The following is a 22,101-nucleotide window of genomic DNA, read 5'->3' as shown; positions in this document are numbered from 1 at the left end:
CGCCTGTCCGGCGCTGCAGCCGCCGCGGTCCAGTAACGCCCCAAGGGGCGCGGGGAACTGCGCGACCAGCCACGAGGGCGCCGCGGCCGACCGACGTCCCGGCGCGGCACTTCTCGCGGAGCGCTACGCGCCTGTCCGGCGCTGCAGCCGCCGCGGTCCAGTAACGCCCCAAGGGGCGCGGGGAACTGCGCGACCAGCCACGAGGGCGCCGCGGCCGACCGACGGCCCGGCGCGGCACTTCCCGCGGAGCGCTACGCGCCTCTGCGGCGCTGCAGGCGGTCGCCGCCCGCCAGGATCGTCGCCGCCAGGGCGTCCGCCGCGCTCTGGGCCGGGCCGCGGCGGCGGCCGTGCACCAGGACGAAGTCCACCCGGCCCAGTTCCGGGAGGCCGAAGCGGTCGGGGAGCCGGACCAGGCCCGGGGGGACGAGGCCCCGGGAGTGGGCCATGACGCCGAGGCCCGCGCGGGCCGCCGCGATCAGCGCGCTCAGACTCCCGCTGGTGCAGGCGATGCGCCAGGACCGGCCCTGACGCTCGAGGGACTCGAAGGCGACCGCCCGGGTGATGCCCGGCGGCGGGAAGACGATCAGCGGCACCGGGCGGTCCGGGTCGAGGCGGAGCCGTTCCGCGCCGATCCAGACCAGCTCGTCGTGCCAGACCAGCTCGCCGCGCGGGTCCTCGGGGCGGCGCTTGGCGAGGACCAGGTCGAGTCGGCCCGCCTCCAGCTGTTCGTGGAGAGTGCCCGAGAGCTCGACGGTCAGCTCCAGATCCACCTCGGGGTGGTCGTGCCGGAAGCCCTCCAGGATCTCCGGGAGACGGGTGAGGACGAAGTCCTCCGAGGCGCCGAAGCGGAGCCGGCCGCGCAGCCGGGTCCCGGTGAAGAAGGCCGTCGCCTGCTCGTGGACCTCCAGGATCCGCCGGGCGAAGCCCAGCATCGCCTCGCCGTCCTCCGTCAGCTCCACGGAGTGCGTGTCGCGCGAGAACAGCTGCCGCCCGGCCGCGTCCTCGAGCCGCCGTACGTGCTGGCTCACCGTCGACTGCCGCAGTCCGAGCCGGCGCGCGGCCTGCGTGAAACTCAGGGTCTGCGCGACCGCCAGAAAGGTACGCAGGTGGGAGGGGGCGTACATGGGGACAACGGTAGTCGGTCATCGTGATCGGCGATGACAGTCAGAGCGGTATGACGGATTCCCGATCGGCCGGGGGAGGAGGACGATGAACGGGGGTACTCCGTGCCCCGGACAGAGCCCGGAACCGCCTACAGCGACAAGCAAGTGGAGCACCGTGAAACGCCTGCGATGGCCGACTTGGATGCCGATCGACCCGTACATCCTGCTGCTGCTCGGGACGGTGGGCCTCGCGGCCCTGGTGCCGGCGCGCGGGACGGGCGCCGACGTGGCCTCGGGCGCCTCCACGGCCGCGATCGCCTTCCTCTTCTTCCTCTACGGCGCCCGGCTGTCCACCCGTGAGGCGCTGGACGGGCTCAGGCACTGGCGGCTGCACGGCACGGTCCTCGCCTGTACGTTCGTGATCTTCCCGCTGCTCGGTCTCGCCGCCCGCGGTCTGGTCCCGGTCCTCCTGACCCACCCGCTCTACCAGGGCCTGCTCTTCCTCACCCTGGTCCCCTCGACCATCCAGTCCTCGATCGCCTTCACCTCCATCGCCCGCGGCAACGTGCCCGCCGCGATCTGCGCCGGCTCCTTCTCCTCCCTGGTCGGTATCGTCGTCACCCCGCTGCTCGCCGCCGCCCTGCTGGGCAGCAGCGCCGGAGGGTTCTCGGCCGACTCGCTCGTCCAGATCGTGCTGCAGCTGCTGGTGCCGTTCGTCGCCGGGCAGCTGCTGAGGCGCTGGATCGGCGGCTTCGTCGCCCGGCACAAGAAGGTGCTCGGCCTGGTCGACCGCGGCTCGATCCTGCTCGTGGTCTACACCGCGTTCAGCGAGGGCATGGTCCAGGGCATCTGGCACCAGGTCAGCCCCGTCCGGCTGGGCGGCCTGCTGGTCGTCGAGGCGGTGCTGCTCGCCGTGATGCTGATCCTCACCTGGTACGGCGGCAGGGCGCTGCGCTTCGACCGGGAGGACCGCATCGCGATCCAGTTCGCCGGCTCCAAGAAGTCCCTCGCCTCCGGACTGCCCATGGCCAGCGTGCTGTTCGGGGCGCACGCCTCGCTGGCGGTGCTGCCGCTGATGCTCTTCCACCAGATGCAGCTGATGGTGTGCGCGGTGATCGCCAAGCGCCGCTCGCACGATCCCGAGGCCGCCGAAACCGAGGCCGAGGGCGAGGTCACCGCGTCCGGGTCAGCCGGACAGTCACGAACCGCGGTCGGTACAGGGACACGTTCGCGTTGATGCTCGCCGAAGCACCCGTCGTCTCCAGCCAGTTGACGTCGTAGCTGAGCACCAGCCGTCCGTCGCCGGTACTGTCGGACACGGCCGGGTGGACCTGCGGGTTGTACGCGGCCACCCCGGACGCCGGCAGGGAGGCGCTGAAGTCCTTCGCCGGGCCGTGCCAGGGGCCGGTGGGGGAGCAGGCCCAGTAGGAGGTCACGGCGGTCAGCCCGGCGGCACCCGCGGCCATCGTGAACAGGACGTACGTACCGCCCGTGCGCACGACCGAGAACGCGCTGCCCACCTGGGCACCCGCCAGCGGTTTCGGCACCGTGCCCCAGCCGGCCCCGTCCCAGTACCGCCAGGCCGAGGCCACCCCGAGCCGGCCCTTCGGCACCCGGGCCACGTACGCCGAGGACGACGGCCGGGAGACGGCCCGGCCGTCGTCGCCGCCGAACACGTACGTCCACTCGCCCTGCTCGACGAGGGTCGTGCCGAACAGGATCCGGTGGGAGGGATCGGGGACCAGGCTCTGGTCGAGCACCTTCGCCACCGACTCGACCCGCAGTCCGGGCAGCGACAGCGTGGCGACCTCGGTGGCGGTCGGCACGCCGTAGATCCACGGTGGCTGCCCGGCCGTCCGCACCCACAGCAGCACCCGCACGACCTTCTCGGGCGAGCCGGGGGAGCGCGGCTCCACACGGGCCGCGACCGGCCAACGCCACTGGTCCTGGGCGGGGTTCGGGAAGAGCGGGGCGGGCAGTGTGCCGCGCAGGCGGCCCCCGGCGTCCATCACCACGGCCGAGTTGCGCACCAGGGGCGCGCCGGTGTCCCGCCAGGCGGAGGACTCGCCGACCGGGTTGGGCGGGCCGTGCACCTGGCCCAGGTAGGTGTCCGAGAACAGCCACAACACCCGTCCGTCGGGCAGCCGCACCGAGTGGGTGCCGTCGCCGCCGGTCCAGTCGTCGGTGCGGGTGGCGTCGTCGCCGTAGCGGGCGAACTCACCGGTGAGCCGGTCGTCCCTCGACCACGAGGCGACCGTGTGCGGCGCGCACCCGCCGCCCTCCCGGCCGTTGTCGGGCAGGGCGGTGAGCAGCACGGCCCCGAGAACCAGGGCCAGCAGCAGGCCGAGGCCGGTTCCCGTCCGCTGTCGTGCTCGTCGGTCGTCGGGCACCCAGGGGACGTTAGCGGCTGCCGACGGCACGGTCCATGGGCACTCGGCGTCAGGGCCGCAGCACCACCTTGCCCAGGTTGCCCCGCGACTCGACCACCGCGTGCGCCTTCGCCGCGTCCTCCAGAGCGAACTCCCCGTGCACGACGGGCCGCACCGCGCGCTCCGCGTGCAGCCGCCACAGCTCCCGCCGCCACCGCTCGTACAACTCCGGCTTCCCGCGGGCGATCCGGGCCATCTGGAAGCCGATCACGGACTTGGCGCCCACGAGCAGGTCGTACGCCCGCACGGTCCCGCCGCCCGAGCTGTACGCCACCAGCCGCCCGCCCGGGGCCAGCGCCGCGATCCCCGGGGTCAGCAGCTCGCCGCCCACCCCGTCCAGGACGTAGTCGACGGGTTCGCCCCAGCCGTCGGCTTCATAGACGATCACCTCGTCGGCGCCGAGGAACCGTACGAAACCGGCCTTTCCCGAATCCGACACCGCGCCCACCACTCGCGTGGCGCCCCGCCGCCGCGCCAGTTGGACGGCCAGGTGTCCGACGCCGCTGGCCGCCGCCGTGATCAGGGCCGCCTCGCCCGGCTCGGGGCGGGCCGCCTCCAGGGCGCCGAGGGCGACCAGGCCGCTGCGGACCAGGGCGACCGCGTCGACGACCGACGCGGTGTCCGGGACGGGCGAGGCCATGGCCTCGTGCAGCAGCGCGAAGTCGGCGTAGCCGTGCCCGAAGCACAGGCCGGTCACCCGGTCTCCGGCGGTGAAGCGGGTGACGCCCGCGCCGGCCGCCACCACCTCCCCGGCGATCTCGCCGCCGAGCGGAACGGGTTCGGCTGCCTCGGTGACCTTGCGGACGACGGGGAGGGTGACGCCGACGGCCTCGCAGCGGACGAGGAGCTCACCGGGGCCGGGCACCGGGACGGGGGCCTCTTCCATGAACAGGGGGCCACCGGTGGACTCGTAGCGGACGCGCCGCATCACACCTCCAGGGATCGCACGAAATCGTTGGGAGTCCCAACGGTATCGGGCAATCATTGGGAACTCCAACGAGTTTTGGCTAGGCTGCGACCATGTCCGAAGCCCCGCTCGCCGCGATCCGCTCCCTGCCCAGCTGGCTGCTCGGCCGTGCGGCCGCCCGTGGGCGCGCCCTGGTGGCCGAGGCGCTCGCGGCGGAGGGTCTGAGGATGTGGCACCACGTGGTGCTCTCCGCGGTCCGGGACCTCGCCCCGGTCGCCCAGGCCGACCTGGGACGGAGCGTCCAGCTCGATCCCAAGGACCTGGTCGGGGTCCTCAACGATCTCCAGGCCGCCGGCCTGGTCGTCCGTGAACCGGATCCCGCGGACCGCCGCAAGAACGCGGTGTCCCTCGCCGAGGAGGGCGCGCGGTCGCTGGCGCGCTGCGAGAAGGCGGCGCGCGCGGCCAACGACGAACTGCTCGCCCCGCTCTCGGCCGCCGAACGTGACCGGTTCATGAAGATGTTGATCCGGATTTCCGGTACTACGGAGGGCTGACGGCGGATAACGTTCCGTCATGACCGCACCCCTCGCCCTCGATCCCGCGCGCAGCGCCCTCGTCCTGGTCGATCTGATGGACCGGATCGTCGCGCTGCCCCTGGAGCCCCGCAAGGGCCCCGAAGTCCTGTCCACCGCCGAGGAGTTGGCGGCCGCCTTCCGCTCGGCGGGCGCGACCGTCGTGCTCGTCCGCGTCGAGCGCCCCGGCGTCGCCGAACAGCCGCCCGGCAGCGGCCTGGTGGCGGGCCTGGCCCGGGACGGCGACGTCGAGATCGTCAAGCGCACCATCGGCGCCTTCCAGGGCACGGACCTGGACGCCGTACTGCGCGAGCGGGGCGTCACCACCCTGGTCCTCGGCGGGATCGCCACCAACCTCGGCGTCGAGTCCACCGCCCGCGCGGCCGGCGACCTAGGCTACGACCTGGTCTTCGTCGAGGACGCCATGTCGGCCTTCACGGCGGCCGAACACGACGCGTCCACCCGCCTCGACTTCCCGAGACTGGGGACGGTGGTACGGGCGGCGGAGGTGCGGTTCGTCGCCGGCTGACCCGAGGGAGTCGGCGGGGCCCCGTGCGGCGCAGGGGGCGCTCCCCGCCGGTCGGGGCCCCGCCGCCGTGTCGCGGGGAGCCGGTCAGGCCTGGGCGGCCGCGGTCCGCAGGGTAAGCCGGTGTTCGCCCGCGTACACGTTCATGGAGCTGCCCCGCAGGAAGCCCACCAGGGTCAGGCCGGTCTCGGCGGCCAGGTCCACGGCCAGCGAGGACGGTGCGGAGACCGCGGCCAGCACCGGGATCCCCGCCATGACCGCCTTCTGCGCCAGCTCGAAGGAGGCCCGCCCGGAGACGAGGAGGACCGTGCGGGACAGGGGCAGGTTCCCGCTCTGCAGGGCGCGGCCGACCAGCTTGTCGACCGCGTTGTGCCGGCCCACGTCCTCCCGGACGTCCAGCAGCTCGCCGTCCTCGGTGAACAGGGCCGCCGCGTGCAGACCCCCGGTCCGGTCGAAGACCCGCTGGGCCGCGCGGAGCCGGTCGGGGAGGCCCGCGAGCAGTTCGGGATCGAGGCGGACCGGGGGAGTGTCGGCTATCGGCCAGCGGGCCGTCGTACGCACCGCGTCGAGGCTCGCCTTGCCGCACAGACCGCAGGACGAGGTCGTGTAGACGTTCCGTTCGAGGGTGATGTCGGGGATCGTCATGCCCGGCGCCGTCCGCACGTCGACCACGTTGTACGTGTTCGAGCCGTCGACCGTGGCGCCCGCGCAGTACACGATGTTCTGCAGGTCCGCCTGCTCGGCGAGCACGCCCTCGCTGACCAGGAAGCCCGCCGCCAGCGCGAAGTCGTCGCCCGGGGTGCGCATGGTGATCGCGAGCGGTTTGCCGTTCAGCCGGATCTCCAGCGGCTCCTCGGCGACCAGGGTGTCGGGCCGCGAGGAGACGGCCCCGTCCCGGATGCGGATCACCTTGCGTCGTTCCGTGACTCGTCCCATGTGTGCCTCAGTCCCGGTTCTGTACGTGCTGGTAGCCGAAGCGGCCCTTGATGCAGAGGTTGCCGTGGGTCACCGGGTTGTCGTGCGGCGAGGTGACCTTCACGATCTCATTGTCCTGCACGTGGAGCGTGAGGTTGCAGCCCACTCCGCAGTACGCGCACACCGTGGTCGTCTCCGTCTGCTCGGTCTCGTCCCACGTACCCGCAGCACGCATGTCGAACTCCGACTTGAACGACAGTGCTCCGGTCGGGCACACCTCGATGCAGTTCCCGCAGTACACACAGGCGGACTCGGTCAGCGGGGCGTCCTGCTCGACGGCGATCCGGGCGTCGAAGCCCCGCCCCGAGACGGAGATCGCGAAGGTGTTCTGCCACTGGTCGCCGCAGGCGTCGACGCACTTGTAGCAGAGGATGCACTTGTCGTAGTCGCGCACATACAGTTCGTTGTCGACCCTCGGTTCCTCGCCCAGCCGGGCCGCGTCCGGGCCGAACCGGTCCGGCTTCGCCTCGTACTCCTCGATCCATCCGGCGACCCGCTCAGTCGTCGACAGGTCGACCGAGGAGGCCAGCAGCTCGAGGACGATCTTGCGGCTGTGCCGGGCGCGCTCGGTGTCCGTGCGGACGACCATCCCGGGCTCGGCCCCGCGTGAGCAGGCCGGTACCAGGGTCCGGGAGCCCTCGACCTCGACCACGCAGACCCGGCAGGCGTTCTTGGGCCGCAGGGTGTCGCCCTGGCACAGGGTCGGTACGTCCTTCCCGGCCGCCCGGCACGCGTCGAGGACGGTCGAGCCCTCCGGGACCCGGACCTCCTGGCCGTCCAGGGTGAACTCCAGCAGCCGGCGCGGAATCCCGAGCGGTGTCACGGTCATTCGTAGGCCCCCAGACGGTCGATGGCGGATTCCACGGCGTTCCACGCGGTCTGTCCCAGACCGCAGATCGAGGCGTCCCGCATGGCCCGCCCGACCTCCCTGAGCAGTGCAATGTCGTCGGCCGCGGCCGCCCCCGTGCGCTCCGCGATCCGGTGCAGCGCCTCCTCCTGCCGTACCGTCCCGACCCGGCACGGCACGCACTGCCCGCAGGACTCGTCCCGGAAGAACTCGGCGATCCGCAGCAGCAGCCGGGGCAGCGGAACGGTGTCGTCGAAGGCCATGACGACGCCCGAACCGAGCGTGGTGCCTGCCTCCCGGGTGCCTTCGAAGGTGAGCGGGATGTCCAGTTCGTCGGGCCGTACGAAACCGCCGGCGGCCCCGCCGAGGAGGACGGCCCTGAGGTCCGGGCGCACCCCGGCGAGCCGAAGCACCTCGCCCAGCGTCGCGCCGAACGGCAGCTCGTAGACGCCGGGCCGGTCCACGCTGCCGGAGACGCAGAACAGCTTGGGCCCGGTGGACCTCCCGGTGCCGATCGCCGCATAGGCCGGGGCGCCCATGGTCAGGACCGGCAGCACGTTCACCAGCGTCTCGACGTTGTTCTCCACGGTCGGCTTTCCGAACAGGCCCTTCTGAACCGGGAAGGGAGGCTTGGAGCGCGGTTCGCCCCGGTACCCCTCGATGGAGTTGAACAGGGCCGTCTCCTCGCCGCAGATGTAGGCGCCCGCACCGCGCCGGATCTCGATGTCGAAGGCGTAGCCCTGGCCGAGGACGTCGTCGCCGAGGAAGCCGCGCGCGCGTGCCTGCGCGATCGCGTGCTCCAGACGGCGCAGGGCGCGCGGGTACTCGCCGCGCAGATAGACGTACCCCTGGTGCGCGCCGGTCGCGTACGCGGCGATCGTCATGGCCTCCACCAGCCCGTACGGGTCGCCCTCCAACAGCACGCGGTCCTTGAAGGTGCCCGGCTCGGATTCGTCGGCGTTGCAGACCAGGTAGTGGGGGTGGTCGGGCTGCGACGCCGTGGCCTGCCACTTGCGGCCGGTGGGGAAGGCGGCGCCGCCACGCCCGACCAGGCCGGAGTCGGTCACCTCGCGGATCACTCCGGCGGGACCGAGCTCGAAGGCGCGGCGCAGGGCGGTGTAGCCGCCGTGGGCGCGGTAGTCGTCGAGGGAGGACGGATCGACCGTCCCCACCCTGGCGAGCAGGATGAGTCCCGGGTCCCCGGCCTGCGGCACCGCCATCGCCGCCGGCGGCTCCTCGGGCGCCGAGTCGGGGGCGGTCGCGGCAAGGACGGCGTCCCGCACGGTCGCCGGCGCCGACACCGCCGTACGCACCGGATCGCCCGCCCTGACGGCGAGTGCGGCCGGGGCACGTTCGCACAGGCCGAGGCAGGGGCCGCGCTGCACCGAGACACCGGGACCGAGCCGTGCCTCGACCCCGGCGCGGAGGCCGGCCGCGCCCGCCGCCGTGCACGCGAGGTCCGTGCAGACGTGGAGAACGGTCGCGGGGCGGGGCCGGAGCGAGAACATCGCGTAGAAGGTGGCGACCCCGTACGCCTCCGCCGGCGGCACGGTCAGCCGCCGGCACAGGTAGTCCAGCCCGCCCTCGCTGATCCAGCCGACGCGGTCGTTGAGGGCGTGCAGCCCCGGCAGCAGCAAGTCGCGGCGGTCCCGGGCCTCGCGGCCGCCGCGGGACCACCGCAGGTCGGTGTCGGACCGGTCGGCGCCCTCCCAGGAGGACTCCGGAGGCCCCAACAGGGCGTCGACGGCGGCCCGTTCGTCGTCCGTCGGCTTGCTGTCGCCGAAGTGCAGATCCATCAGGTCACCTCACGACGGTCGCGACGGGGAGCTTCTCGATCCGGATCGCCGAGGCCTTGAACTCCGCCGTCCCGGCGATCGGGCAGTTGGCCTCGATCGTCAGCTGGTTGGTGTCCACCTCGTCGGGAAAGTGCATGGTCATGAACGCGAGCCCGGGACGCAGTGCCGGGTCGATCCACACCGGCGCCACGACCGATCCGCGCCGCGAGGACACCTGTACCTCCTCGCCGACCACGACTCCGTGGTGTTCGGCGTCCTCCGGGGACAGCTCGACGTACTCGCCGCGCCGCAGCGGGGAGGCGTAACCCCCGCTCTGGACCCCGGTGTTGTAGGAGTCGAGACGGCGCCCGGTGGTGAGCCGGATCGGGTACTCCTCGTCGGTGAGGTCGACCGGCGGATCGTGCCGCACGATCCCGAAGGGCGCCGGCATTCCGCGCCTGGCCGGGTCCTTCTCCCACAACCGGCCGTGCAGAAAGGTCGGTTCGAGTTCCTCGGTGCTCGGGCACGGCCACTGGATGCCCTGGTGCTCCTCCAGACGCTCGTACGTCATCCCGTAGTGGTCCGGCGAGACGGAGCGCAGCTCGTTCCAGACGGCCTCCGAGTCGGCGTACTTCCAGTCGTGGCCCAGACGGGCGGCCAGCCCGCAGATGATGTCGACGTCCTCGCGGGCCTCACCGGGCGGGGTGACCGCTCGCCGGACCCGCTGGACCCGCCGCTCGCTGTTGGTGGTCGTGCCCTCGGTCTCCGCCCAGCCGGCCGTGGCGGGCAGGACGACGTCCGCGAGCTCGGCGGTCCTCGTCAGGAAGATGTCCTGGACGAGGAGGAAGTCGAGCCGGCGCAGGCGCCGTACGGCCTGCTCGCTGTCGGCCTCCGACTGCGCCGGGTTCTCCCCGACGCAGTAGACGGCCCGCAGGGAGCCCTCCTCCATCGCCTCGAACATCTCGGTGAGGTTCAGCCCGTAGTGGGGCTCGATGACCGTGTCCCACGCCGACTCGAACTTCAGCCGGGTGTCCGCGTCGAGGATGTCCTGAAAGCCGGGCAGCCGGTTGGGGATCGCGCCCATGTCGCCGCCGCCCTGCACGTTGTTCTGACCGCGCAGCGGCTGCAAGCCGGCGCCGTAGCGGCCCACTTGGCCGGTCAGCAGGGAGAGGTTGATGAGCGCGCGGACGTTGTCGGTGCCGTTGTGGTGCTCGGTGATACCGAGGGTCCAGCACAGCTGGGCGCGCTCGGCACGGGCGTAGGCGTGCGCCAACTCCCGTATCGCGCGCGCCGGTACGCCCGTCACCTTCTCGGCGAGCGACAGCGTCCACGGCTCGACGAGCGCCCGGTACTCCTCGAAACCGGTGGTCGCCCGCTCGATGAACGCCTCGTTGGCCAGGCCCGCGTGGATGATCTCCCGGCCGATCGCGTGCGCCATCGGGATGTCGGTGCCGACGTTCAGCCCGAGCCAGCTCTCCGCCCACTCGGCGGTGGAGGTGCGCCGCGGATCGACCGCGTACATCCGCGCGCCGTTCCTGATGCCCTTCAGCACGTGCTGGAAGAAGATCGGGTGGGCGAAGCGGGCGTTGGAGCCCCACATCACGATGACGTCCGTGTGCTCGATCTCCTCGTACGAGGACGTCCCGCCGCCGGAGCCGAACGCGGCGGAGAGCCCGGCGACGCTCGGGGCGTGACAGGTCCGGTTGCAGGAGTCGACGTTGTTGGTGCCCATGACGACCCGGGCGAACTTCTGCGCCACGTAGTTCATCTCGTTGGTGGCACGGGCGCAGGAGAACATGCCGAACGCCCCGCGGTTGCGGTCCAGGCCGCGGGCCGCCCGGTCCAGGGCCTCCTCCCAGCTCGCCCGCCGGAACGGCTCGTCACGGGAGTCCCGCACCAGGGGGTGGGTGAGGCGGGTGTAGGTCTTCGGCTGACGCTTTTTCATGCGGCGCTCCTCAGCGCGAGCAGGTCCGAGATGGCGTGCACGGTGCGCAGGGTGGGCACCTCCACACCGGTGATCTCCGCCAGCTCGACGACGGCGGCGAGCAGCACGTCGAGTTCGAGCGGCTTGCCGCGCTCCAGGTCCTGGAGGGTGGAGGTGCGGTGGTCGCCGACGCGTTCGGCGCCGGCCAGCCGGCGTTCGATGGAGACACCGACCTCGCAGCCGAGGGCCTCGGCGACCGCGAGCGTCTCGGCCATCATGGTCTCGATGACCTTGCGGGTGCCGCCGTGCCGGCACATCTGCCGCATGGTGGCGCGGGCCAGCGCGCTGATCGGGTTGAACGAGATGTTGCCCAGCAGCTTGAGCCAGATGTCGTTGCGCAGGTCCGGCTCCACCGGGCACTTGAGACCGCCGGCGACCATGGCCTCGCTGAAGTCGAGGCAGCGTTTCGAGACGCTGCGGTCGGGCTCGCCGACGGAGAACCGGGTGCCTTCGAGGTGCCGTACGACTCCCGGCCCCGCCAACTCCGTCGCCGCGTAGACGACACAGCCGACGGCCCGTTCGGGCGCGAGCACCGCGCTGACCGCGCCGCCCGGGTCCACGCTCTCGACGCGGTGGCCGTCGTAGGGGCCGCCGTGCCGGTGGAAGTACCACCAGGGGATGCCGTTCTGGGCGGCGACCACCGTGGTCGTGTCGTGCAGAAGGGGCTCGATGAGCGGCCCGCACGCCGCGTACGAGGTGGCCTTCAGACCGAGGAAGACATGGTCGACCGGGCCGATCTCGGCCGGATCGTCGGTGGCGTGGGCGTGCGCGGTGAAGTCGCCGCGCGGACTGAGCACCCGTACTCCGTGCCGCCGCATGGCCGCCAGGTTCGGTCCACGGGCCACCAGACGCACGTCGGCACCGGCGCGGTGGAGCGCGGCACCGACGTAGGCGCCGATCGCACCGGCGCCGAGGACTGCGACTTTCATGACGAGACAGCTCCGTTCGGTCGAGGGATACCGAGGAGAGGACCGCACTGTCGAATCTTGTCGACCGAATATTGTCTACAGTATGGAAGTTGGGGGGACAAGACTTCGCGCAGCACCTGGGACACCGGACGCCGGGACGGCCCGTGACCGTTCGTCCTGCGCCGCCGACCGTTCGTCGCGCCGTGCATACCGCTCATCGCATACGGTCGACGCTTTGCCCTCCCGTACCTTCCCAACTCCCGTACGGATTCCTAGGGTTCGGGATCATGAGCCCCCCTGTAGCGCCGCCCGGCTGGAGCCGCTGGCTCGTCCCCCCGGCCGCCCTCTCCGTCCATCTCTCCATCGGCCAGGCCTACGCCTGGAGCGTCTTCAAGCCGCCGCTCGAATCCGCCCTGAACCTCGACGGCACCGAGAGCGCGCTGCCGTTCCAGTTCGCCATCGTGATGCTCGGTCTGTCGGCCGCGTTCGGCGGCACGCTCGTCGAGCGCAAAGGGCCGCGCTGGGCGATGACCGTGGCGCTGGTCTGCTTCTCCTCCGGCCTGCTGCTGTCCGCGCTCGGCGCGGAGACCAAGCAGTTCTGGCTGATCGTCCTCGGCTACGGCGTGGTCGGCGGCGTCGGCCTCGGCATCGGCTACATCTCGCCCGTGTCGACACTGATCAAGTGGTTTCCGGACCGGCCCGGCATGGCCACCGGCATCGCCATCATGGGCTTCGGCGGCGGCGCGCTGATCGCCTCGCCCTGGACGGCGCAGATGCTGTCGTCCTTCGGCACCGACAACTCCGGGATCGCGCTGGCGTTCCTGGTGCTCGGGCTGTCGTACGCCGTCTTCATGTCGCTCGGTGTGCTGCTGGTGCGGGTGCCGCGCACCGAGAAGCCGGTCCAGGACGCGCCCAGCGCCTTCGAGGGGGTGCAGGTGTCGGCGGCGAGCGCGGTGCGCACCCCGCAGTTCTGGTGCCTGTGGCTCGTGCTGTGCATGAACGTGACGGCGGGCATCGGCATCCTGGAGAAGGCCGCCCCGATGATCACGGACTTCTTCGCGAACAGCTCGGCCGCCGTCTCGGCGTCCGCCGCCGCCGGTTTCGTCGCGCTGCTGTCCGCCGCCAACATGGCGGGCCGCATCGGCTGGTCGTCCACCTCAGACCTGATCGGCCGCAAGAACATCTACCGCGTGTACCTGGGCGTAGGCGCGGTGATGTACGCGCTCATCGCCCTGTTCGGCGACTCCTCCAAGCCGCTGTTCGTGCTGTGCGCGCTGGTCATCCTCTCCTTCTACGGCGGCGGCTTCGCGACCGTCCCCGCCTATCTGAAGGACCTCTTCGGCGCCTACCAGGTCGGCGCGATCCACGGCCGGCTGCTCACCGCCTGGTCCACGGCCGGTGTGCTCGGACCGCTGATCGTCAACTGGATCGCCGACCACCAGAAGGACGCCGGCAAGACCGGCTCGTCCCTCTACACCGTGTCCTTCGTCATCATGATCGGCCTGCTCGTCGTCGGCTTCGTCGCCAACGAGCTCGTCCGGCCGGTCGACCCCCGTCACCACATCCCCGCACCGAGGAAGGCCGCAGATGTCGGAGCACGACAGCAGCCAGAGTCCGCCTGACCGGCGCCCGCTGATCGCCTTCGCCTGGCTGTGGGTGGGCGCGCCGCTCGTCTACGGCGTCTACGAACTCGTGGAGAAGGCGACGAAGCTGTTCACCGGGTGAGCGTTCGGCAGGTGTTAGGGCGTCCGAGGGCCTGACAGAAGCCCACAACCCGGGCGCCCGTTTCCTGTCGCCTCGGCTGCCGCCGTACTCGTGAGTCACTGATCAGACTGGTGGATCCCGCTACCCGAAGCAGCAACGAGGGGGATCCGCCCATGAACGGCTCGCGCATCGCCGCCGTCGGCCATTACCAGCCCGCCAAGGTGCTCACCAACGAGGACCTGGCGGGCATGGTGGACACCAGCGACGAGTGGATCAGGTCCCGGGTGGGGATCCGTACCCGGCACATCGCCGGGCCCGACGAGCCGGTCGACGAACTCGCCGCGCACGCCGCCGCGAAGGCGCTCGCGGCGGCGGGCCTCGCGCCCGGCGACATCGACCTGGTGCTGGTCGCCACCTCCACGGCCGTCGACCGCTCGCCCAACATGGCTGCCCGGGTCGCCGCCCGGCTCGGCATCCCCTCGCCCGCCGCGATGGACGTCAACGTGGTCTGCGCCGGGTTCACCCACGCCCTGGCCACCGCCGACCACGCGGTGCGCGCGGGTGCCTCGGCCCGCGCCCTGGTCATCGGCGCCGACAAGATGTCCGACGTGACCGACTGGAGCGACCGCACCACCTGTGTGCTCGTCGGCGACGGGGCGGGGGCCGCCGTGGTCGAGGCCGCCGACCGTGCGCTGATCGGGCCGGTGCTGTGGGGCTCCGTGCCCGAGATGGGGCACGCGGTACGGATCGAGGGGACGCCGGCCCGGTTCGCGCAGGAGGGGCAGAGCGTCTACCGCTGGGCCACCACCCAGCTGCCGTCCATCGCCCGCAAGGCCTGCGAACGCGCCGGGCTCGCGCCCGAGGAACTCGCCGGGGTCGTCCTGCACCAGGCCAACCTGCGCATCATCGAGCCCCTCGCGGAGAAGATCGGCGCCGTGAACGCCGTCGTCGCGCGTGATGTCACCGAGTCCGGGAACACGTCCGCGGCGAGCATCCCCCTCGCCCTCTCCAAGCTGGTCGAACAGGGCGCCCTCGCCACCGGCGACCCGGTTCTGCTCTTCGGCTTCGGCGGCAACCTGTCGTACGCCGGGCAGGTCGTCCGCTGCCCGTGAGCGGGGGCCCGAGTTGCCGTGTGCCGATGTGGCGTGTGACGAGGCCAACTCGCCGTCCCCCTGGCGGTTGTGCGCCGTAGACTGTAGACGAAAGACAATCGATACTGGCTTTCCGGCTTGCAGTTGCCCCGCGCTGCCCAGGAGGGGACCGACCGATGTTGTCGACAGGACTGCCGCAGGGCGCGGTGCCCAAGCTCGAACGGCCCGGCCCGCTGCGCGACCGCGTCTACGAGGCACTGCTCGAACTCATCACCACCCGCGCCCTCCAGCCCGGCCAGCACCTGGTCGAGAGCGAGCTCGCCGGTCACCTCGGAGTGTCCCGGCAGCCGGTGCGGGAGGCGCTGCAGCGGCTGAACACCGACGGCTGGGTCGATCTGCGGCCCGCCCAGGGCGCGTTCGTGCACGAGCCGACGGAGGAGGAGGCCGACCAGCTCCTCACCGTCCGTACGCTGCTGGAGGCCGAGGCCGCCCGGCTGGCCGCCGCCAACGCGAGCAGCGCCGGCATCGCGGTCCTTCAGGAGCTGTGCGCCGAGGGGGAGAAGGCGGTCGCCGCCGACGACGTGGACGGCGCGGTGGCGATGAACGCCCGCTTCCACGCCAAGATCATGGATCTCGCCGGCAACGCGGTCCTCGCCGAACTGGCGGCCCAGGTGGACCGCCGGGTGCGCTGGTACTACACGCCGATCGCCCGCCAGCGCGGCCGGCAGTCCTGGATCGAGCACCGCGAGCTGATCGCCGCGATCGCGGACCGGGACGAGCAGCGGGCCACCCGGCTGATGCGCGACCACACCGAACACACCCGGCGGTCGTACCACGAGCGGGAGGAGTCCTGACCCCGCGACGAATCCTTCACCTTCGCCCGCCGCTCCAGCGCGTACCTGCACTCCCTGCGCGAGAAGTGCTGAACCGTACGCCCGGCATGAGGAGGCCCTCCCCGCATCCCGGGGAGGGCCTCCTGACGCGCGCGTGCCGTCAACTCGCCGGCTGCGGCTCGGCCGTGAGCACGTCCGAGCCGCTGCGCCCCGGCTGCCGCAGCAGCAGGGCGATCGCCGCCGCGACCATGGAGACGCCGCCGGCCAGCGCGTACGCCCCGTCGTAGCCCCAGGCCGCTACCACCAAGGAGCCGAGGCCGCCGCCGAAGAGGCCGCTGATCAGCTTGCCGCTGTAGACCAGGCCGTAGTTGGTGGCGTTGTAGTTCTCCCCGAAGTAGTCCGGGGTCAGCGCCGCGAACATCGGGTAGAAGGCGCCGCCGCCGAAGCCGGAGAGGAAGGCGAAGAACAGGAACAGCCACTCGCTCTTCATCTCCCCGGCCAGGATCACGCCGAACTGGGCGAGGCCCAGCACGACGATGACGAACACCAGGGTCGACTTGCGGCCCCACTTGTCGGACAGCCAGCCCACGACACCGCGGCCGACGCCGTTGATGACCGCCATGACACCCATGGAGGACGCCGCGACGAGCGGGCCGAAGCCGACCTGCTTGGCGTAGTCGACCTGGAAGGAGATCCCGAAGATCGACACACCGGCGGTCATCACGATGGCCACCCACATCAGCGGCAGCATGCCCGTCCTGATGGCCTCCTTCGGCGTGAACTGCCGTACCGCCGGAGGGTTCTTGGCCAGACTCGCGGCGTTCTTGCGGTTTCCGGCGAACGTCAGCGGGTCGATGTCCGCGGGCCACCAGTTCTTCGGCGGGTCCTTGAAGAACATCGCGCATCCGGCGACCACGATCATGACGTAGCAGCCGATCAGGTCCAGCACACGGTGGTAGTTCCCGGTGTCGAAGGCGTAGTTGAAGATGAAGATGAACGGTAGCGACCCGTAGGCGAAGCCGCCGTTGACGAAGCCGGTCCGGGCACCCCGGCGCTCGGGGAACCACTTGCCGACCATGTTGATGCAGGTCGCGTAGACCAGGCCGGAGCCCAGGCCGCCCACCACGCCGAAGCCGAGGATGGCCAGCCACACGTTGCTCAGGTGCGACAGGGCGAGGAAGCCGACCAGGCACATGCCGGAACCGATGGACATGGCCCCGCGCGCCGTCAGGATGCCCTTCTCGCGCATCCAGCCCGCGGGGAAGGCGATGCCCGCCTGGAAGAACACCCAGACGCTGAGGATCCAGAAGGTGTTGGACTGCGTCCAGCCGTGCGCGTGGGACAGAGTGTCCTCCGCGGAGCCGTACGCGTATTCGGAGACGCTGATGGCCATCATGGCGATCCACGGGAGGTACACCATGAGCTTGCGGGAGTGGCCGAGGATGTCCCGGTCGGTCTCGCCGACGCGGTACACACGGCCGTTGGCGTCGGTCACCTCACGGTAGGGACGGTGTGCGGCTGCCGTGTCGGCCGAGAGCGGATCTGCTGTCATGCTTATGCCATCTCCTCGCCGAGCGGGTGCGGGTTGGGGACGATGCGCCGGGCACTGGGCCGGCCCGGGGCCTTGAGGAAGAGCGCCAGTACCGCGGAGGCCAGGCCGATGGAGCCGGCCAGGACGAACGCGCCGTGGTAGTCCCACTCACCGACGACGACGGCGCCCAGACCGGAGCCCACGAGTCCGGAGACCAGCTTCGAGCTGTAGACCATTCCGTAGTTGGTGGCGTTGTTGTTCTCGCCGAAGTAGTCGGCCGTCATGGCCGCGAACAGCGGGAAGATCGCCCCGCCGCCGAAGCCGGAGACCATGGAGCAGAACAGGAAGAACGGCATGCTGCCCATCTGGCCGGACACCAGCACGCCGAACTGCGCGGTGCCCAGCACGACGCACACGATGACCAGCGTGTTGCGCCGGCCGCAGCGGTCGGAGATCCAGCCGATGACCCCGCGCCCGGTGCCGTTGACGATGGCCTTCAGGGACATCGCCGTGGCCACGATCCCGCCCGCGAAGCCCATGTCCTTGCCGAAGGGCACCTGGAAGGCGATGCCGAAGATATTGATGCCGGCCGTGCACAGCAGACAGAACCACATCATCCACAGGACGGGCGTACGGGCGGCCTCCTTAGGGGTGTACTGCTTGACCGCCGGCGGGTTCTTCTCCAGCGCCCGGCGGATCTTCGGGTCGTCGGTCTGCCTCAGCGGGTCCACGTGCGGCGGCCACCAGTTCTTCGGCGGGTCCTCGAAGAACCAGCCGGCCGACGCCACCAGCAGGCACAGTCCGATGCCCGCACAGGCGAGCACCGTCCGGTAGTTGCCGAGGTCCATGTAGGAGGTGAACAGGAAGACGAAGGGCACGGACCCGTAGGCGAAACCGCCGTTGACGAAGCCCGTCTTGCCGCCCTTGCGCTCCGGATACCACTTGCCGACCATGTTCACGCAGGTCGCGTAGACCAGGCCGGCGCCGATGCCGCTGCACATCCCGAAACCGAAGTAGGCGACGGCCACGTTCGGCGCGTACGCCAGCGACAGATAGCCGAGCATGGTGCCGACGGCGCCGATCATCATCGCCGTACGCGCGGGCAGCCGGCCGCTCTCGCGCAGTCGTCCGGCGGGGAAGGCCACGGCCGCCTGGAAGAACACCCAGACGCCCATCAGCCAGAAGATGTGTCCGCTGCTCCACAGATGCGCCTCGTGGAGCGTGTCCTCCGCCGAGGTGAACGCGTACTCGGCGGAGCTGATGCCCATCATGCCCACCCAGGGCAGGACGACCATCCACCTGCGGGTCCGCCCCATCAGATCGACATCCGTCTCGCCGATCCGGTAGACGCGGCCGTTGCGGTCCGTCACCTCCCTGTAGGGGACGGACGCCGTACAGTCGGTCGTTGTCATCGTTGAGTGCCCCTTGCGTCGAAAGTTCTGGCCAGCGCCCCCTGTCCAATGCCTTTCGTGTGCGCACGGGTCCCGGGGCCGGCCGACCGCACTGTCGGCCGGCCCCGCGCGTGGGTCACCTCATGAACCGCCCCCCAGCAAACCCGCGGCCCGCGCCCAGCGGTACTTCGCCCCGAGCACGGCCACCGGCTTCTCGGTCGTGTACGGATACGCCACGACCCCGCGCTCGTAGAGGTACTGGCAGGCCTCCTCGACCTCGACGTCACCCGCGAGGGAGGCCACCACCGGCTTGACGATCCCGCGCTCGCGGAACTCGGCCACCACGCGCGCGGTGAGCTTCGCGAAGACCATCGGGGGAGTGACGATCGTGTGCCAGTAGCCGAGGACGAGCGCGTGGACGCGCGGATCCTCCAGGCCCAGCCGGATCGTCGCCTCGTACGTCGACGGCGGTTCCCCGCCCGTGATGTCGACCGGGTTGCCCGCGGCGCCGAACGGCGGGATGAACCTCCGGAAGGCCTCGTCCAGGTCCGGCGGGATCTCCATCAGGGACAGGCCGTTGTCGGTCACCGCGTCGGACAGCAGCACACCGCTGCCGCCGGCCCCGGTGATGATCACGACGTTGTCGCCCCGGGGAGTGGGAAGCACCGGCAACGCGCGCGCGTACTCGAGCATGTCGTTCAGCCCGGGCGCCCGGATCACGCCGGCCTGCCGCAGGATGTCGTCGTACACGGCGTCGTCGCCCGCGAGGGCCCCGGTGTGCGACCCGGCCGCCTTCGCGCCAGCCGCCGTACGGCCCGCCTTCAGGACCACGACCGGCTTCCTCGGTACGGTCGCCCGCGCGGCCTCCACGAAGGCGCGGCCGTCCTTGAGGTCCTCCAGGTGCATCGCGATGCACTCGGTGTGCGGGTCCTCGCCGAACCAGGTCAGCAGGTCGTCCTCGTCCAGGTCGGACTTGTTGCCGAGGCCTACGATCGCCGACACGCCCGTCTTGGTGGTGCGGGCGAAGCCCAGGATGGCCATGCCGATGCCCCCGGACTGGGAGGTCAGCGCCACCCCGCCCTTGACGTCGTACGGCGTGCAGAACGTGGCGCACAGGTCCTGCCAGGTCGAGTAGTAGCCGTAGATGTTGGGGCCGAGGAGGCGGACGCCGTGCCGCTCGGCGATCGACACGATCTCCGCCTGGAGCTCGTGCTCGCCGGTCTCCGCGAAGCCGGAGGGGATCAGCACGGCGTTGGGGATCTTCTTGCGTCCCACCTCCTCCAGGGCCGAGGCCACGAACTTGGCGGGGATCGCGAAGACCGCCACATCCACCTCACCGGGAACGTCGGTGACACTCTTGTACGCCTTGCGGCCCAGAATGTCATCGGCCTTGGGGTTCACCGGATGGATCTCCCCGGCGAAGCCGCCGTCGACGAGGTTGCGCATGACCGAATTGCCGATCTTGCCCTGCTCGTTGGAGGCGCCGATCACGGCGACCGACGACGGCTGCATCAGCCGGCGCATGGAGGTGAGGATCTCCTCGCGCGTGTACCTCCTGCGCGGTGGCGGCTGCTTCTCGGCGAGGATCACCCGGATGTCGGCGGCGACCGCGCCCTCCGGAGTCGCGATCACCGGGTTGAGGTCGACCTCCGCGATCTCCGGGAAGTCCGCGACCAGTTGGGACACCCGTCGGATCTGCTCCGCGACCGCCCACCGGTCCACGCCCACCCGGCCGCGGACCCCGCGCAGGATCTCCGCGGACCGGATCGAGTCCAGCATGGACAGCGCCTCGTCGGCACTCACCGGCGCCAGCCTGAACGTGACGTCTCCCAGGACCTCGACGAGAACGCCGCCGAGCCCGAAGGCGACGACCTTCCCGAAGGTCGGATCCGTCACCGCGCCGACGATGACCTCCTGCCCCTCGGGCAGCAGCTCCTGGACCTGCACACCCTCGATCCGCGCGTTCGCGTCGTACGCGCGCGCGTTGTCGACGATCTCGTGGAACGCCGCCCGTACGTCCGCGGCGCCCTCGACGCCGACGACCACACCGCCGGCGTCGGTCTTGTGGAGGATGTCCGGCGAGACGATCTTCATCACCACGGGCCCGCCGAAACGCGCCGCGTACGCGACCGCCTCGTCCACGTCGGTGGCCAGCTCCTCGCCCGGTACGGCGATCCCGTACGCGTCGGCGAGCACCTTGCCCTCGGGCGCGGTCAGCGCGGTCCGCCCCTCGGCGCGCACGGTGTCGAGGAGCGAGCAAACCCGCAGCTCCCGGTCTTCCGCCATCACGTCAGATCACTCCGTTCGACTTGAGCAGGCGCAGTTCCTCGTCGCCGAGGCCGAGCTCGCCGACGTAGACCTCTTCGTTGTGCTCGCCGAGCAACGGTGAACTGGTCACCTCGACGGGGGAGTCGGACAGCTTCAACGGGCTGCCCACGGTGGTGAACTCGCCGCGCTCGGGGTGCGGGACGGTGACCACCATCTCGTTGGCGACCAGCGAGTCGTCCTCGATGATCTCCTTAGTGGACAGGATCGGCCCGCACGGGATGTTGTGGGCGTTGAGCCGCTCCAGCACCTCCCACTTGGGCAGCGTCGAGGACCACTCCTCGATCAGCTGGAACATCTTGTTTAGCTTGGGCAGACGGGCCTCCGGGGTCGACCACTCGGGATCGTCCGCCAGCTCCGGCCGGCCGATGAGTTCGCTGATGGGCTGCCAGCCGACGGGCTGCACGATGACGTAGACGTAGTCGTTCGGGCCGCCCGGCGCGCACTTGACCGCCCAGCCGGGCTGACCGCCGCCGGAGGCGTTTCCCGAGCGGGGAACCTCGGTGCCGAAGTCGTCGTTGGGATATTCGGCGAGCGGGCCGTGGGCCAGGCGCTGCTGATCGCGCAGCTTCACCCGGCAGAGGTTGAGCACAGCGTGCTGCATGGCCACGTTCACCCGCTGACCGCGCCCGGTGTGCTCGCGCTGGAACAGCGCAGCGAGTATCCCCGCCACGGCGTGGACACCCGTGCCCGAGTCCCCGATCTGGGCCCCCGTCGCCAGCGGCGGCCCGTCCTCGAAACCGGTGGTCGACATCGACCCGCCCATGGCCTGCGCGACGACCTCGTACGCCTTGAAGTTGGTGTACGGGCCGTCCCCGAACCCCTTGATGGAGGCATAGACGATCCGCGGATTGATCTCCTGGATGCGGTCCCAGGTGAAGCCCATGCGGTCGACCGCGCCCGGTCCGAAGTTCTCGACCATGACGTCCGAGCGCCGGATCAGCTCGGTGAGGATCTGCTTGCCGCGCTCGGTCTTGGTGTTGAGGGTGATGCTCCGCTTGTTGCAGTTGAGCATCGTGAAGTAGAGGGAGTCGACGTCCGGCAGATCGCGCAGCTGCTTGCGGGTGATGTCACCGCTCGGCGCCTCCAGCTTCACGACGTCGGCGCCGAGCCAGGCCAGCAGCTGGGTCGCGGAGGGCCCGGACTGGACATGGGTCATGTCGAGGACGCGGATGCCCTCAAGTGCCTTGGTGGTCACGG

General features: G+C 71.0%; 19 protein-coding genes. 7 read left to right on the top strand and 12 right to left on the bottom strand.

The features are described 5' to 3' along the window. Positions 1-251: 251 nt before the first annotated feature. On the bottom strand, positions 252-1,124 hold the full coding sequence (locus tag ACWCQ1_RS11010; RefSeq protein WP_451026298.1) for a LysR substrate-binding domain-containing protein: 873 nt from the start codon (positions 1,122-1,124) through the stop codon (positions 252-254). A gap of 154 nt (positions 1,125-1,278) precedes the next feature. On the opposite strand from ACWCQ1_RS11010, the gene ACWCQ1_RS11005 reads away from it, so the two are divergent. After that, positions 1,279-2,340 (top strand): bile acid:sodium symporter family protein, encoded by a 1,062-nt coding sequence (locus tag ACWCQ1_RS11005; RefSeq protein WP_451026297.1) that lies wholly within the window; start codon positions 1,279-1,281, stop codon positions 2,338-2,340. On the opposite strand, the gene ACWCQ1_RS11000 is transcribed toward ACWCQ1_RS11005, so the two are convergent. Together ACWCQ1_RS11000 and ACWCQ1_RS10995 are read right to left on the bottom strand one after the other, a co-directional pair. After that, positions 2,276-3,493, bottom strand: a complete 1,218-nt coding sequence (locus ACWCQ1_RS11000) for a DUF4185 domain-containing protein (protein ID WP_451026296.1) — start codon at positions 3,491-3,493, stop codon at positions 2,276-2,278. The genes ACWCQ1_RS11005 and ACWCQ1_RS11000 overlap by 65 nt on opposite strands. Before the next feature lie 49 nt (positions 3,494-3,542). Beyond that, on the bottom strand, positions 3,543-4,460 hold the full coding sequence (locus tag ACWCQ1_RS10995; RefSeq protein WP_133041905.1) for a zinc-binding dehydrogenase: 918 nt from the start codon (positions 4,458-4,460) through the stop codon (positions 3,543-3,545). A 92-nt stretch (positions 4,461-4,552) separates the two neighbouring features. Here ACWCQ1_RS10995 and ACWCQ1_RS10990 point away from each other — a divergent pair, with 92 nt between their 5' ends. Together ACWCQ1_RS10990 and ACWCQ1_RS10985 are read left to right on the top strand one after the other, a co-directional pair. Beyond that, a complete protein-coding gene (locus tag ACWCQ1_RS10990) occupies positions 4,553-4,993 on the top strand; it encodes a MarR family winged helix-turn-helix transcriptional regulator (protein WP_358596209.1) in 441 nt (146 codons plus the stop codon). Positions 4,994-5,012: 19 nt separating this feature from the next. Continuing rightward, on the top strand, positions 5,013-5,540 hold the full coding sequence (locus ACWCQ1_RS10985) for an isochorismatase family protein (RefSeq protein ID WP_358596206.1): 528 nt from the start codon (positions 5,013-5,015) through the stop codon (positions 5,538-5,540). 84 nt (positions 5,541-5,624) lie between these two features. Here the strand turns inward: ACWCQ1_RS10985 and fdhD are convergent, their stop codons facing one another. The 5 genes from fdhD to ACWCQ1_RS10960 are packed head-to-tail and all read right to left on the bottom strand — an operon-like array spanning position 5,625 to position 12,047. Then, positions 5,625-6,473, bottom strand: coding sequence for a formate dehydrogenase accessory sulfurtransferase FdhD (gene fdhD, locus ACWCQ1_RS10980; RefSeq protein ID WP_451026295.1), 849 nt, complete (start codon positions 6,471-6,473; stop codon positions 5,625-5,627). A 7-nt stretch (positions 6,474-6,480) separates the two neighbouring features. Beyond that, on the bottom strand, positions 6,481-7,341 hold the full coding sequence (locus ACWCQ1_RS10975) for a 2Fe-2S iron-sulfur cluster-binding protein (protein ID WP_358596201.1): 861 nt from the start codon (positions 7,339-7,341) through the stop codon (positions 6,481-6,483). Then, on the bottom strand, positions 7,338-9,155 hold the full coding sequence (locus tag ACWCQ1_RS10970) for an NADH-ubiquinone oxidoreductase-F iron-sulfur binding region domain-containing protein (protein ID WP_451026294.1): 1,818 nt from the start codon (positions 9,153-9,155) through the stop codon (positions 7,338-7,340). Before ACWCQ1_RS10970 ends, ACWCQ1_RS10975 begins: the two co-directional genes overlap by 4 nt. 4 nt (positions 9,156-9,159) lie before the next feature. After that, a complete protein-coding gene (locus ACWCQ1_RS10965) occupies positions 9,160-11,079 on the bottom strand; it encodes a molybdopterin oxidoreductase family protein (protein ID WP_358596195.1) in 1,920 nt (639 codons plus the stop codon). Beyond that, positions 11,076-12,047 carry a 2-dehydropantoate 2-reductase gene (locus ACWCQ1_RS10960; protein WP_451026293.1) on the bottom strand — a complete coding sequence of 324 codons (972 nt, stop codon included), beginning with the start codon at positions 12,045-12,047 and terminating at the stop codon, positions 11,076-11,078. The genes ACWCQ1_RS10965 and ACWCQ1_RS10960 overlap by 4 nt, the downstream gene beginning before the upstream one ends. A gap of 266 nt (positions 12,048-12,313) precedes the next feature. On the opposite strand from ACWCQ1_RS10960, the gene ACWCQ1_RS10955 reads away from it, so the two are divergent. From ACWCQ1_RS10955 to ACWCQ1_RS10940, 4 genes are all read left to right on the top strand, one after another. Further along, positions 12,314-13,648, top strand: a complete 1,335-nt coding sequence (locus ACWCQ1_RS10955) for an OFA family MFS transporter (RefSeq protein ID WP_133041913.1) — start codon at positions 12,314-12,316, stop codon at positions 13,646-13,648. Next, positions 13,614-13,751, top strand: coding sequence for an MFS transporter small subunit (locus tag ACWCQ1_RS10950; RefSeq protein WP_208781035.1), 138 nt, complete (start codon positions 13,614-13,616; stop codon positions 13,749-13,751). Before ACWCQ1_RS10955 ends, ACWCQ1_RS10950 begins: the two co-directional genes overlap by 35 nt. Before the next feature lie 152 nt (positions 13,752-13,903). Beyond that, complete coding sequence (locus ACWCQ1_RS10945; protein WP_358596182.1) at positions 13,904-14,842, top strand: beta-ketoacyl-ACP synthase III; 939 nt, start codon at positions 13,904-13,906, stop codon at positions 14,840-14,842. A gap of 155 nt (positions 14,843-14,997) precedes the next feature. Further along, a complete protein-coding gene (locus tag ACWCQ1_RS10940) occupies positions 14,998-15,675 on the top strand; it encodes a GntR family transcriptional regulator (protein ID WP_451026292.1) in 678 nt (225 codons plus the stop codon). Between the two features lie 139 nt (positions 15,676-15,814). Here ACWCQ1_RS10940 and ACWCQ1_RS10935 read toward each other — a convergent pair whose 3' ends face one another. The 4 genes from ACWCQ1_RS10935 to frc all read right to left on the bottom strand — a co-directional run bounded on the left by ACWCQ1_RS10935 (position 15,815) and on the right by frc (position 22,099). Then, positions 15,815-17,206, bottom strand: a complete 1,392-nt coding sequence (locus ACWCQ1_RS10935; protein WP_451026291.1) for an OFA family MFS transporter — start codon at positions 17,204-17,206, stop codon at positions 15,815-15,817. Between the two features lie 2 nt (positions 17,207-17,208). Next, positions 17,209-18,597, bottom strand: coding sequence for an OFA family MFS transporter (locus tag ACWCQ1_RS10930; protein WP_451026290.1), 1,389 nt, complete (start codon positions 18,595-18,597; stop codon positions 17,209-17,211). 120 nt (positions 18,598-18,717) lie between these two features. Continuing rightward, positions 18,718-20,862, bottom strand: coding sequence for an acetate--CoA ligase family protein (locus tag ACWCQ1_RS10925; protein ID WP_451026403.1), 2,145 nt, complete (start codon positions 20,860-20,862; stop codon positions 18,718-18,720). A gap of 4 nt (positions 20,863-20,866) precedes the next feature. Next, complete coding sequence (frc, locus tag ACWCQ1_RS10920; RefSeq protein WP_133041932.1) at positions 20,867-22,099, bottom strand: formyl-CoA transferase; 1,233 nt, start codon at positions 22,097-22,099, stop codon at positions 20,867-20,869. Positions 22,100-22,101 lie beyond the last annotated feature (2 nt).

The organism is Streptomyces sp. NPDC002144, assembly GCF_053593695.1.
The sequence above is the reverse complement of the archived record's forward strand: the minus strand, read 5'-3'. Positions and strand labels throughout refer to the sequence as shown.